The sequence below is a fragment of the Daejeonella rubra genome (assembly GCF_900103545.1).
GTDB lineage: Bacteria > Bacteroidota > Bacteroidia > Sphingobacteriales > Sphingobacteriaceae > Daejeonella > Daejeonella rubra.
Genome location: NZ_FNHH01000028.1, coordinates 44,375 through 55,483, shown reverse-complemented (window position 1 = coordinate 55,483; position 11,109 = coordinate 44,375). Strand labels below are relative to the sequence as shown.

Here is an 11,109-nt window from a genome sequence, read left to right as displayed (position 1 = left end):
GGTAACCTTTCCCTCGGAATCGTGGCGTACTTTGCTTCGGAATGGGCGGCGTACTTTGTGTCGGAATCGTGGCGTACTATGGAGCGGAATATCCAGTTAGAGGATTGGAATTAGGGATACAAATCAATTATCTGCCAATTTCTATTGTAAAATGCATTTAAAATGCTGATAATTGTATCTGGAAAACCATTCTACTGGAACATTCCAAAACGGGGGATTAGCTCATTCGGCTAGAGCGCTTCGCTGGCAGTGAAGAGGTGATCGGTTCGAATCCGATATTCTCCACGGAACAAGCTCTGGGTAACTCCAGGGCTGTTTTTGTTAAAACAGTGCCACAAACAGTGCCACTAGCTCGCATTTCCCATGCAGAAACCTCATTTACAACACCGTTTATTCATACAGGAAAGCTACCTCAACGTATACCTCGTGGATCAAGCAAACTTGCAGAAATAGCTAAAAACAAGTGGTATGTCGAGTTTCATTTCCATGATCATAAGATTGACGTACTCAGACGTTTCAGGCTATCAAAAAATCTTAACCGTATAAAAGATTATCTTCAAAAGCATGATGCATTCTCAGAACTTCTAGCCACTTGTATAAATGATCTTAACGAAGGATGGAATCCAATTACCGAGCAGGAAACTGCCACAGACTTACCAGTTGCCATTAACCATACACTACACTTGAGAGAGGCGATAGAGAAGTTTCTGGAATACCATAAAAGCAAAGGCAACAGACCAAAGACTATAGGTTCTTACAAAAGCAAGCTCATGTTATTTACTGATCATCTAGGTGATGTCACGGTAGAAAACATAAACGATTCTCATATAACAGACTTCCTAAACACCTGCGAAAAAACTCGGCAATGGACAGGAGTCACATATAACTTCGCAAGAATCACGTTAAATAACTTCTTTGTTTACTTGAAGAGGAATAAATATGTTGACGCGAATCCCGCTACAGGCTTGGAAAGCAGGAAAGAAATCAAAACTGAATTACATCAGGTCTTCTCAGATGAAGATTTTACGAAGATCATGTCTTGGTTGAGACAAAACGACCCATATACACTTCTCTTTGTTAAAACTATTTACTACACATGCATAAGGCCGAAGGAGCTGAGGCAAACGAAATTAAAACACATCAATATGGAATACGACCGCATTGTGATACCAGCAACTATCTCTAAGAACAAAAAGGCTATACCTGTACAGATTGACGCTACACTAAAGAAGGAATTACTTGGTATTGGGGTTAAAGATTACCCATCAGAGTTTTACTTGTTTGGGGATATTAACAACATTATAGGACCTACAATGATTAGCGAGAATAAACCTTATAATAGATTTCAAGCTTGCCTGAAGGCTCTGAGTCTGACTGAGAAGAACTATACCTTATACTCCTTCAAACATCTCTCAAACGTGCGTAAATACCTTGCAGGTTGGACTATAGCTGAGATTTGTGCTGCCAACAGACATTCAAGTTTAGTGGAAACTGAGACATATCTTAAAGATCTTATTAAATTTATCCCCGTGACAAAATCGGTCCCAATCATATAATTGTATGCTAACGGATCAATTTGCACATGATGTGATTTTTAACTGCCAGACATAACAATGATACATTCTTTTACAGAGCAAGAAATACTAGAGATCTCCGGGGATATAAAGAAAGTTATAGAGAGAAATAAAATAAAATACTCTGATGATTTGGTTAATGATATCGTTTCTTTAGCTGACCACCATTTTTCCACATTGAATTTAGTCAGACTGCCCAATTTTGCAAGCACCCGTCGTGTAGAGCAGTTTATCGATAACTTTAATACAGTTTTTGCAAGTGAGGGAGAGGATTACATTATAACATTCCAGAAGCAGTACAAAATTAAAGGGCCGAAAGGAAAGACTGTCAAGAAATTAGTGAAAGACTGGAAAGTTGTTTTTGATGATAAGCTAATAACAGATTGGATAGTTAAGACTCTTCGTTCTGCAATGACAAGAAATGAAATACCCATGGATATTGGAGCACAGATCTTTAATTCCTATTTAACTGGACGAATTGCAGACAGAAAATACACAATTTATCAACCCAATCTTAATGGTGTCATCTACGAACATAAAGATGTAGATCAGATTACAAATGAGACAATAACATTATTTGCTATCCCTCTTCTTAAATATTTGAATGACAATACGAAAATCAAGAAACCAGACAACCAATTCTGGACACTTTCGCAATTAGGATTTGTTATCGAGGTTTTAATAGCCTTAAATCTTTATCAGAGCAAAGGGAACAACCCTTTTACCCTTGGCATATCGAAACCGACGATCGCAGATAAAAAATACTTACAATCTATCCTTAATAATAAGCTAAAACAAGGGTTTATCCACAAAGAAAGTGGAACACAGGATTAAACTTTACCTCAAGGATTTAAGACAGATTTGAATAACAAATTTTAATAACAAATTTTTATTCAAATGAAACATCTTTTCAAAAAGGAAGATGCTCCACAAAGTCGGAGCACGAAAACAGTGAAAACCTTAGGACCGGAAGAGTTCCTAGACAAATCAAAAGGAGGTTACTGGGATACACCTGGTGATTTCTTGACTTGGGGAGAGTCCCTACGTCCAGCCGATGCGAACGAATTAGATAAAACCTTCGGGTATATGCATGCTAATTTGAAATGCATCAAAGAGTCAGAGATAAAAACTGACAAAGGCAACAGACCCTACAAGTTTTACACCTTCAACAGGTCTGCAAAGTCCCAACCGGGAGTGAAAGTAATCCTTGAGGGTCCAATGACAAAGGTCATGGACGATTATCAGGATGGAGTTTTAGAAATAAACTTCAATTTGCAGGAGCTGATAGTATACGCTCAATCTGTATAAACCTCAATCGGGTGGAGGGTTCTCTTCCACCCTTTTTTATTACAACAAAATAAATTTCAAAATCATGATTAAAGAAAGTCATAAGCTTCCTGTAGGGAAGTTTCTTGGACAAATTGAACCCTTTAAAACAAAAGGTTTACCTAATAAATGTATTATCCATAAAAAAATTCCAGGATGTGGAGCTACTACACTTGAAATCGAATTCCCTCGTAACAGCATTATTGTCGAACCTAACAAACCTGTGATTATTGGAAAATGCATCAAATACAATGGCAAGAGACGTAAACACAAGGTAATTCTTGGTGTATATGAAGGAGTTGAAGCTGCTGATATTAAACGATACGTGGAAAACCGGAAAGGTCATAAGAAAATCCTGACCACACCTGAAGGTTTTACCAAGATCAAGGAGGCGTTGGGTGAGTTGATGTATAGGGATTACTTTATATTATTTGATGAATGTGAGAAAGCTATACAGGACATTGACTTCAGAAAGGATGTAATCAATCCAATAGATGACTTTTTTGACTTCCATCATAAAGCCTTCATATCTGCTACACCCATCATACCCACCGATCCACGCTTCTCTGATTTCAAATTAGTAACCATTGAGCCTGACTATGATTTTTCTGAAGAGATATGTGTACTTACAACCAACAACGTTGCCTACCAGCTCAAACTGCTATTGGATGCTCTGGAAGAATCCAAACAGTTAGAAAATCGGAAATGTTTTATCTTTCTAAAGGCAACAGGAAGGATGGAAAGGCTTATTAACAGACTGGGTATAGAGAAGGATACATCGGTGTTCTGCTCTGAAAAAAGTGCAAAAGAATTACGTCTTAATGGTATTGAAAAGGTCTATAGCGCCATTAATGATAAGTTTACGAAGATTAATTTTCTAACAAACAGGTTCTTCTCTGCGGTAGATATTGACTACACTATGTACCGCTGCAATCCGATTATTATTATGCTTTCGGATGTTATATCAGTTGAGCACACCGTTATCGATCCTTCTACAGAATCGATCCAAATTTGTGGGAGGTTCAGGAAACCAGAGGAAGAAGATATTGTGGTTCTTAAAGACATATATCACATATCCAACTACAGCTCCAGGCTTACAAACTTTACAAAAGAGGAGATTGATGCCATTTTAAACGATAAGAAAGGACTGCATGACTTTGTTACCAAGTTTACTCCTAAATCAGACAGGGTTTACATGAACGCTTTTATAAAGGAAATATTGGAGCTTAATGGCTTTAACGCGTTCCTCAGAGATAGTGGCAAGTTGAATCATTTCATGGTTGATAACTTCATTTACAAAGAACGGGTTAAGGGCTATTATCAGACATCGACTTCGCTTATCGAGCAGTATCGTTTGACAGAGCACTTTAAAGTTACGGAATCTTCACAGTTTTACCGTTATGAGTTGACCGATGAACAGATGGCTGAGATATCAGAAAAAACCAAGTCTGTAACCGTAGATGAGTTTGTCAGTGAGAGAGTCAGATATCTGCTAAACGAGTATAAAGACAACGACTTTGCCCAGGTTGTTAATCTTGCATCTTTAAGATTTTCTTATCCAGATCGAATGGCTGTGATTGACAGCTTCGGGTTGAAGAATGCAGAGCAACATGACTACAACATAGCTAGAATTAAACAAAAGCAGGAAGAAGCGAAAGGGCTCAAGAGACTGCTTCCAATCTTAGCATTTATTAAACGTGAATTTGCTGTTGGAGTTGGTTACACTAGTCATGAGATAGAGGCAATACTTACAAAGGGAATCGCTGAAACTGGTCTTTCCGACCTTAAACCTAATGTACAGTTGTTGCGTGAAGCTGCGCAACTTTCAGAAAGAAAGAATATCAGGAAAGATGAAAATGGTAACTGGATTAAGGGTTACGAAGTTTTAGAATTTCTTCATGATTTTTGATTTGGACAGTTTGTAAGTATGGGGTTATATACCAGTTAATAATTGTCCATCAATCTAACTATTAAACTAAATTTTACTTTACTAATTAGTCATTAAAGCTTGCTCTCAGAGCAGGCTTTTTTTATGGAGAACAATTTATGCTTTTGATCTCTTGATTCAACCTAGCATTTACAAGGTTTAACCTTTTAAATAATGGGTAAGGAAATTCAATTAATCGATATTGAAAGACAGTAGCAGATAGGCCACTGTCTTTTTTTCTTATCATTATCTTGTGGAACTGGTCACTGCTCTTCTATGATTGTGGTATATATTTAACAAATCGTCAATAGATAAATCTGAAATGTCATCATCTGGAATATCATAGGGTCTTAAATTCCACTGCAACATATTGGTTAAGGCAAAGTGCTTAGTCAATGTATTGTTTAATGGATTTTCATAAATTGATTCAACAATATATCCTTTTAAAAGAAGGGTTTGATACCAAGTCTCAATAACTCGATGTGATACTCCTGAATTCTCAGCAATCTCAGCAGTTGAATCAGAGCAAAAACCTTGTTTACAATACTCTGAAAGTAAAATCAATATTGATTTTTCATTAGTTGTTAAATCATAATCAAGAAGAAGTTCGTAAGGCACTTTGTTCAGTCCAGAAATATTTTCGAACATATACCAATAGGCTTTCCTTCGTCTGCCTGCAACCACCCATGCATTAAGTACACCAGCATCTCTCAGGCGTTTCATTGATTTACCCACGAAGTATGTAGATAGTCCTGAAAGCTTTGAAATAGCTCTAAAACTCGGATAGCAGTATTTGCTTTTGCTATTATTAAATGATCTGATTGTAATGTATGTAAGTAAATCTTTGTAGTCCAATCCTAGTTCTCCCAGGTTATAAAAGTCTGGCTTCAAGATGAAGCGATCGCTAATTCTCATTAATTGTAATTGATTCTTTAAAAGGTAAAATATCTGGTGCGAAGGTGAGATCTTCTTTGTGGTAAAACTTGAAGGATGTGATTGAATATCCGTTTACCGAATTAATACAAATATACGAAATTGATACATCTTTTCCAATTTAATACATTGATTTATAATACTTTATAATTTGGAAATATGAGAAAAAGTATCAGATAAAATAAGCTATAACTCTACTATAATTTTGCAAAAGCAACTTTGTCTTTATCTAAAAAAATGTTCAGTTGCATAATCTACGCCCTCCCCATCACTTATAAAAAAGTGTTTTTGAAATATCAGTTTTATTAGCAGTTTCCAATCTCAAATTGAAATTCTGTTTCCTGAAACATAATATTCAGAGTGTGTTAAGCGAGAGAGGCGCTCTGATAACTACCGCCGGACCTCACTTCGATAAAAACAGATTGTAATGTGACTTTTGACCAGAGTATCTGACCTGAGATCACAAAATTCCTTCCTGACAACAAGTTTCCAGACTGACCTTCTCTTTATCTAAGATGAATGCCTACTCATCCAGCCTAGAGCAAAAAACTACTCTTTAATCCTTCCTTCTGCTCATTCTTTAAAAGGAAAATTAGCTTGTCTGATCTCTCAAATCACTATTTAAAATCTGTTTCACAACTATTTATTAACTATTTAATCACATTTAAAGCTTATCAAAATGACTGTAAAAACAGAAGACGATGCTACAATCTTAGCTCAAAACTTAGAATTAAGGAACAAAGAGGTTGAAAAGGCCTATAACTTGCTTACACAAGCGTCAAGAGAACTGCTCAAAAGCTTTGAGCACCAGAAATACCGCACGGTTATCGAAGTAAACCATATGCAAAGCGGTAAGGAAAGTAACTTAATTAAAGAGTTCATGACTTTCTTCTTTAACATCACACTCACAAGGAACAGGGCAGGATATAATATGATATACCTGACATTTTCAGAAGATGCCATTGCTAAATTTGGAGCTAGGCTTTATACACGCTGTTTAAGAGTGCTTTTTAAACATACCATGTTTGACAAAGGGAAAATCTCCATTGAAGACAGCGTCAGGGTGAACAATCCGGGACAAGTGGAAAACTACTTCGTGAACAGACTTCTAAACGGTGAAAACAACTTCATTTCTATTGAAGTAGAACCACATCAATCTAATTAATCCATTAACAGGAGCTTACCGGACTACGGTCTGGTAGGCTTCTTAACCTAATTTTTATGACTGAGATAAAATCTACGATACAACATCTTGCACCTTTTAAAAAGGAGACTCGGAAGATAGAAAAAAGATGGGTAATAGCACTTGCCAACCCATATAAAGACTCCTCGCACTATCAAAATTCAATTATTGAGCTCACTTATCATGAGATTTTGAAGCTTGCTAAAACTCTTTATTCGAAGTTACAGAGCACTTCAGAAAGGACAGTATATGAGAAAAATCACAAAATGGATAACAGTGAAAGTTGCCTTGCTATGCACACCTTTTTGACAAGTAGTTGCTATCTGCATCTGGAATGTAGCTTCGATTTTAAATATCGAATACAGTTTGATTTCTTTAACTGTCCTTTTGAGAAAGAGCTTATGCAGCAGATTCAGTTACGTGAAGATTACTCACCTGGTTCATGCAAACACTGGCAGTTAAAACCTAATTGTAAAGAGTTCTTTAACCGGGTTATTCAAGTTCAGGACAAAGAGCATATCTATTTGTTAATTGAAAATTCAAGCAATGTTCGTAAATTGCATGAAACATAACTTTAAGAGAAGAAACAGACATCAGCATCATTGATTTAAGATTATAAGCGTTAGCTAAAGTTCTTGTAAGAGAGAAAACCTAGGAAATTTTCAAATGCACAAACAAGGACAGTTAGACTTGCGCTCCATGCTAATAAGCGTGGGGCGTAGCCTTTCTGTTGTGCAGGGTCTCCTAGGTCCCTCTCTTTACAGTTCAAGGTTACTGTCCTGCGCTTATTGTATTTACTAACCAGCCGAAGAGGGACTCAACGGTTTTCTCACAAAATGTCATTATATACAACCGAACAGCTTACGGTATTAATGTCTGCACAGATTGGAGCAGCACTAGGAAGCCAAGACGTCACTATCTTTGTAGTACCAAATTCACAATCAAAAGAACCTGCCCTGTTCATCCGGGTTAACAAACCTCCAATTCCGCATTACAAAGGAGAAAGTTCAATTTATGGCAAGGCACTAAGACTGATTTACCATCTACACCGTGAGTGCAATATTAGTCGATTGCTTCAAACCCATGAACTATCCCATCTTGCACTTACCGAAGCCAAATCTTTCAACCTAGCTAATCAGACTAACACATACCCTTTTCTTACGGAACACGTCAAAGCTATCTGTAATTCCTTCAATACCATGACACCAAGCCAAAATGACGAATATATAGGGCATATGATTAGTCTGAACAATCAATAACCTGGGTCATGATTGAGTGGCTAATAATTTTCATCGTCATAGGAGGCGCAGTCGCCTACTTCATGACAGACAGTAAGGAAAAAGCAGTTGAAGGAGCAGTAACAGGAGGAGCATTATTCTTTGGTATTATCATAAAGATAGTTTTACCACTGATGTTGATGGTCTTTCTGTTCAGAGCTTGTTTTGGGTAATCACAACCACATTCTTTAAAAGGTAAAATCGTTAAATCAAGTTTAATACATGAAAATAAAGATCATGTTGCTAATACTGGTGAGTGTCATGCTCACCAGTTGTGCCCAAGTCGACACAGTCGATACCACAAAAAAGGTAGAAGTCAAACTACCTGCCAAGAAATCCAAAACATTCACAGTGACGATGGATGACCTTTATCCTGATCCAAAGACTCAGAAGTCGTTAGGATACATGGGATTTACAGAACCCATCAGTGGAGTGATCAAAGCAGCTAACTTCTATCATGGATCGTTAGAGGTTCAAGGTGATGATGGTGACTACTACGCCTTGTCAATACATCCAGATGACCTGTCTACCTATCTTAAATCTGACCTTCGGTACTTCATGAAATCAGGTAACAGAATATCAACTGTGTGCTCAGTCGAAGGCGCAAGGGTATTGCAAATTGTTAACGCAACATTCACTGAACAATGAAAACCTTCATATATATATCAATAGCTTTAACAATTCTTTATTTGATAGCTCGTGAGTACTTTGCTTACAAGGCTAAATTAGCTGAGAAAATAACAGAAGAACAGAGGATACGAGACGAAGAACAGTTTAAACTAGATGAACTTGAGCAGGAACGAATCATGGCTGGTAGAAACATTGATGAATTGTACGCTGAATTAGATGCTAAAGAGCTAGAAGATTTAACTGACAATGAGCGAAAAGTGCTTTTAGCTATTACATTATGGTATGAGGGAAATCGACGTCTAATGAACGAAGAGAACCCTTATTGCTCTAGAAAAACTACTAAACCAGATGCAATTGAAGGAGAACGTAATGTAGACGAGATTTTGAATGGTAGACATATCAGTATACGCAGAACTGAATGATAAAGAACTGAAGGATCCAGCGGAAAATGAGCATCAGGCTCTATTTGCGATCATTTTCTCGTATGAGCATGATTAAGATTTGCAAAGAAAAAAGATTGACGAAGAATAATCACAAGAGAAGCTAACTTTTAATTAATTTTTTTACCGTGACCCTCTAGCATCTAAGTTGGGAAAGTGAACTTCCATGTTAGATTAGACCCATGTCGTTTTTAAACTTTTTATATAATGCTGATTGTCCACTTGAACCGGGCACAAAGTTTTCACGTGTAAAATCAGCATCGGAAAGGTTGACCTTCTTGAACAATTCAAAAAATTGATCTACCTCAATCACATCGCCTACATTGCCAAATGTAACATAGATATCCTTGAACAGATTCATTAATGCGATGAACCCAGTGGACTTATTCAGGATTGTTGTCGGTTCTACAACTTCCCAAGCTCGTGGCCATCGTTGCGAAACAGCAAGGAAATAGTTCATTATAATCTTGGCAATAACACCATCTTGTTTATCAATAAAAAGATTTCGTAATGGCTTAGATTCTAAGTCTTTACCAGTAAATCTTAGTGGTGTGTTACCACGTTTGTAAATATCGCGATCAGACATAGGATCTCTGGAAAACATCTTCATCAGTGCTTCAGCAAATGTCGCCTGTGTAATTGTTTCCTTTAGGCTGTCATCAGCTTTACCCAATATTTTAATTTTATCTTTAAATGGACTACCTTCTTTCTGATTCAAGGCTCTAATGATATTGTGGGCAGTTTTCTGAGGACTTCGATGGGTAGCAAACTCAAATAGATCTGCCACTAAAGATTTATTCACTGCTGTTTGTGTTTTATTTATTGTAGCGAATACTATCGCTTGGTCCTCAAGCTCCATACCAACAAAGATTGTGATATTTACTTGGAAACTCCCAGGACTCCGTGTATAGTATTCAAGTCCAGCTATTCTGTGTTGCCCATCGAGAACTTTGGCGACGTTGTCTTTGTAGGGTATGGTCATCATCCCTGTACCTTGGTCGTATGAGATTATATCTTTAGGGTCGATATGTAAGATAACTCCAGTCGGAAACGTTGCGTCTACCATATTTACATACTTACCTATATCCTTTGCTCGCTTTGTAGAAAGCTCACGTTGTATTCCAGTATAGACTTCCACTTCCCTCTCCTCTGTACCAGTCTCAAGTCTCCTTATGTCCGCGTAGGATATGTAAATTAATGCATCATGGTCTATTACACCAATATAGAATTCACCAATCGGTTGAGTACACTTAAGACACTGAAAAGTATAAGTTTGCTGATCCATTACATCTCCTCCATTATATTATCAATAGCACTACGATTCACTTGATCAACATCAATTCGCGGATAGGTACGTAATGAATCTAATAACGTACTTCTAAAGCTAACAATAACTGAAATTACAAACATTGTTCCTGTAAAAATCCCAATAAGGTCGTTGTCCAACTGATAGCTTGTTAGTTCATTGAATGCATACATTATCGCGTAAAATGTTGCACAAAAGAGAAGTAGCCACCAGCAGGCATGATTGAGCAATTTATCAAAGTAGTTCTTTATAGATGCTCTATTTTCATTAAACATGTACATTGCATTAGTTAGCAATCCAACAGAGAATAGCAGAAATTCACCTTCATATAGAAAACTCGACACTTTATCATATCGTTTGAGTAAACCAATTGCGAAAAGAGATAGGATAAATGGCAGAATAATACTGAGGACATTGTAAATGAAGGTTTTTACTGTCTTTGAATAATGCGCTTTCTGCTGGTCAGTGAGACTAATGTAGGTTGATATTTGGGGAATCCTGAAATTCATATAA

The 11,109-nt window shown here is 37.0% G+C and carries 12 protein-coding genes and 1 tRNA gene; 10 read left to right on the top strand and 3 right to left on the bottom strand.

Going from position 1 to position 11,109, the window contains the following annotated elements:
* The first annotated feature begins 211 nt into the window (after positions 1–211).
* From BLR27_RS15465 to BLR27_RS15445, 5 genes are all read left to right on the top strand, one after another.
* A tRNA-Ala gene (locus tag BLR27_RS15465) sits at positions 212–285 on the top strand.
* Positions 258–1,556, top strand: coding sequence for a tyrosine-type recombinase/integrase (locus BLR27_RS15460; protein ID WP_090706387.1), 1,299 nt, complete (start codon positions 258–260; stop codon positions 1,554–1,556). The genes BLR27_RS15465 and BLR27_RS15460 overlap by 28 nt, the downstream gene beginning before the upstream one ends.
* 57 nt (positions 1,557–1,613) lie before the next feature.
* A complete protein-coding gene (locus tag BLR27_RS15455) occupies positions 1,614–2,408 on the top strand; it encodes a hypothetical protein (protein ID WP_090706385.1) in 795 nt (264 codons plus the stop codon).
* A gap of 63 nt (positions 2,409–2,471) precedes the next feature.
* On the top strand, positions 2,472–2,882 hold the full coding sequence (locus BLR27_RS15450; protein ID WP_090706383.1) for a hypothetical protein: 411 nt from the start codon (positions 2,472–2,474) through the stop codon (positions 2,880–2,882).
* A gap of 64 nt (positions 2,883–2,946) precedes the next feature.
* The gene (locus BLR27_RS15445; RefSeq protein ID WP_090706382.1) at positions 2,947–4,809 is read left to right on the top strand and encodes a hypothetical protein; all 1,863 of its coding nucleotides are present in this window, start codon (positions 2,947–2,949) and stop codon (positions 4,807–4,809) included.
* 264 nt (positions 4,810–5,073) lie between these two features.
* Here the strand turns inward: BLR27_RS15445 and BLR27_RS15440 are convergent, their stop codons facing one another.
* Positions 5,074–5,742, bottom strand: a complete 669-nt coding sequence (locus BLR27_RS15440; protein WP_090706380.1) for a helix-turn-helix domain-containing protein — start codon at positions 5,740–5,742, stop codon at positions 5,074–5,076.
* A 697-nt stretch (positions 5,743–6,439) separates the two neighbouring features.
* Between BLR27_RS15440 and BLR27_RS15435 the strand changes: the two genes are divergently transcribed.
* From BLR27_RS15435 to BLR27_RS15410, 5 genes are all read left to right on the top strand, one after another.
* A complete protein-coding gene (locus BLR27_RS15435) occupies positions 6,440–6,925 on the top strand; it encodes a BAR domain-containing protein (RefSeq protein WP_090706379.1) in 486 nt (161 codons plus the stop codon).
* 56 nt (positions 6,926–6,981) lie between these two features.
* Positions 6,982–7,515 (top strand): hypothetical protein, encoded by a 534-nt coding sequence (locus tag BLR27_RS15430; protein WP_090706377.1) that lies wholly within the window; start codon positions 6,982–6,984, stop codon positions 7,513–7,515.
* 695 nt (positions 7,516–8,210) lie between these two features.
* Entirely contained in the window at positions 8,211–8,393 is a 183-nt protein-coding gene (locus BLR27_RS15420) for a hypothetical protein (protein WP_090706373.1), read from the top strand.
* Positions 8,394–8,571: 178 nt separating this feature from the next.
* Complete coding sequence (locus tag BLR27_RS15415; RefSeq protein WP_143007763.1) at positions 8,572–8,868, top strand: hypothetical protein; 297 nt, start codon at positions 8,572–8,574, stop codon at positions 8,866–8,868.
* Complete coding sequence (locus tag BLR27_RS15410) at positions 8,865–9,272, top strand: hypothetical protein (RefSeq protein WP_090706369.1); 408 nt, start codon at positions 8,865–8,867, stop codon at positions 9,270–9,272. Before BLR27_RS15415 ends, BLR27_RS15410 begins: the two co-directional genes overlap by 4 nt.
* A gap of 187 nt (positions 9,273–9,459) precedes the next feature.
* On the opposite strand, the gene BLR27_RS15405 is transcribed toward BLR27_RS15410, so the two are convergent.
* Positions 9,460–10,575, bottom strand: a complete 1,116-nt coding sequence (locus BLR27_RS15405; RefSeq protein ID WP_090706368.1) for a DGQHR domain-containing protein — start codon at positions 10,573–10,575, stop codon at positions 9,460–9,462.
* Positions 10,575–11,105 (bottom strand): hypothetical protein, encoded by a 531-nt coding sequence (locus BLR27_RS18580; protein ID WP_090706366.1) that lies wholly within the window; start codon positions 11,103–11,105, stop codon positions 10,575–10,577. The genes BLR27_RS15405 and BLR27_RS18580 overlap by 1 nt, the downstream gene beginning before the upstream one ends.
* Positions 11,106–11,109: the final 4 nt, after the last annotated feature.

Bases quoted from the DNA above. Each gene is read 5' to 3' on its own strand.
- BLR27_RS15455 (WP_090706385.1), top strand. From the start codon at position 1,614: ATGATACATTCTTTTACAGAGCAAGAAATACTAGAGATCTCCGGGGAT.
- BLR27_RS15450 (WP_090706383.1), top strand. From the start codon at position 2,472: ATGAAACATCTTTTCAAAAAGGAAGATGCTCCACAAAGTCGGAGCACG.
- BLR27_RS15445 (WP_090706382.1), top strand. From the start codon at position 2,947: ATGATTAAAGAAAGTCATAAGCTTCCTGTAGGGAAGTTTCTTGGACAA.
- BLR27_RS15440 (WP_090706380.1), bottom strand. From the start codon at position 5,742: ATGAGAATTAGCGATCGCTTCATCTTGAAGCCAGACTTTTATAACCTG.
- BLR27_RS15435 (WP_090706379.1), top strand. From the start codon at position 6,440: ATGACTGTAAAAACAGAAGACGATGCTACAATCTTAGCTCAAAACTTA.
- BLR27_RS15430 (WP_090706377.1), top strand. From the start codon at position 6,982: ATGACTGAGATAAAATCTACGATACAACATCTTGCACCTTTTAAAAAG.
- BLR27_RS15420 (WP_090706373.1), top strand. From the start codon at position 8,211: ATGATTGAGTGGCTAATAATTTTCATCGTCATAGGAGGCGCAGTCGCC.
- BLR27_RS15410 (WP_090706369.1), top strand. From the start codon at position 8,865: ATGAAAACCTTCATATATATATCAATAGCTTTAACAATTCTTTATTTG.
- BLR27_RS15405 (WP_090706368.1), bottom strand. From the start codon at position 10,575: ATGGATCAGCAAACTTATACTTTTCAGTGTCTTAAGTGTACTCAACCG.
- BLR27_RS18580 (WP_090706366.1), bottom strand. From the start codon at position 11,105: ATGAATTTCAGGATTCCCCAAATATCAACCTACATTAGTCTCACTGAC.